Genomic DNA, 1,326 nt, shown 5'->3' on the forward strand with positions numbered 1-1,326 from the left:
ATCTATTTGGAATGGTATTAAAACAGTCGTTACAACTTATGTAAAAGGCTTATTGAATGCGGTTAAAACGTCTTGGAATACTGTTAAATCAGTGACGAGCAGTGTATTTAATGCAGTAAAATCCGTTGCTTCCTCAGTATGGAATTCAATTAAATCAGCGGTTACGGGTGCAGCTAAAGCAGTTTGGTCAACAGTGAAAAATAATTTCAACAATATGAAAAAGTCAGTATCCTCCAGTATGAACGGAACCAAAGACACGATCAAAAACATCTGGGGCAAGGTGAAAAGCTTTTTCAGCAGCATCAACTTATACGACATTGGTAAAAACATCATTCAAGGGCTGATTAACGGCATTAGCTCAATGGCTAAATCAGTATGGAAGAAAGCCCAAGAGATCGCAGACGGTGTTAAGAACAAGATCAAAAAGGCTTTGTCTATTCATTCTCCTTCCAGAGAAACATATGTACTTGGAGAATTCACTGGTCAGGGTTATGAGCTTGGCTTGGATTCAACGAAGAAAGACATTATGAAAGCGGCTGATACTTTAGCGGCTGCAGCCATGCCGGAGCTACCGGATCTCAAGGGGATAAAATCAAGCATGTTAAGCGTTTCAACAGAATCGAAGCCGTTAAATATTACTGAGCTTGCGGCGGCAGTAAAAAGCCTATCAGACGCCGTTTTTAATCGCCCTATAGAGGTTAACATTCCAACTATTCAAACAGCTTTAAATATCAACAGTCGGCAGTTTGCTTCCCTCACAAACAAAGACATGACAAAAGCACAACAACGCCAAGCTTTTACAGATAAGAGGCGGTACAAATGACAATGACATTTAACGGGGTATCAAAACCCTTTTTTCATGCAACGGTAGGCACAAAGCGGCCAATATGGGCGCCTATAGAGTGGGATATGGTAGAAATCCCTGGCCGTCCTGGTGCATACCCACGACAAAAGAAAATAAAAGCCCGTCCATTGCCCGTGGATGTAGTTATAAAAGGCGTTGACGACCTACAAAAAGCAAAAGAAGAGGTGGCCGACTGGCTTGTAACAGACAATCCAGGGCCTTTAGTCTTTCCTGATGAGCCTGACAGGACATACTACGCCATGATTGATGGAGAAGGGCAACTGGACGAGGTTTTTAAGTTTGGAAAGGGTACGATTAATTTTATATGCCCTGATCCCTACAAGCACGGGGCCGAAGTGGTTTTTAATGTATCTGAGACAGCGGGAGCGGTTACGGATATTAAACACAACGGGAGCGCCCCGACTTCTCCTGTAGTTAATTGCACATTCGCGGGAGCGGCTACAACTTACAGCATTGAACTA

The 1,326-nt window shown here is 43.0% G+C and carries 2 protein-coding genes; both read left to right on the top strand.

Annotation, left to right across the window (positions count from 1 at the left end):
• Positions 1 to 823: hypothetical protein (locus ACFQ8Y_RS22740; RefSeq protein ID WP_430586808.1), on the top strand; the 823-nt coding region annotated here is incomplete at its 5' end.
• The coding region (locus ACFQ8Y_RS22745; protein ID WP_430586809.1) for a distal tail protein Dit at positions 820 to 1,326 on the top strand (507 nt) is incomplete at its 3' end. The genes ACFQ8Y_RS22740 and ACFQ8Y_RS22745, both read left to right, overlap by 4 nt.

The sequence above is a fragment of the Isoptericola sp. NPDC056605 genome, assembly GCF_042792795.1.
Lineage (GTDB): Bacteria > Actinomycetota > Actinomycetes > Actinomycetales > Cellulomonadaceae > Isoptericola.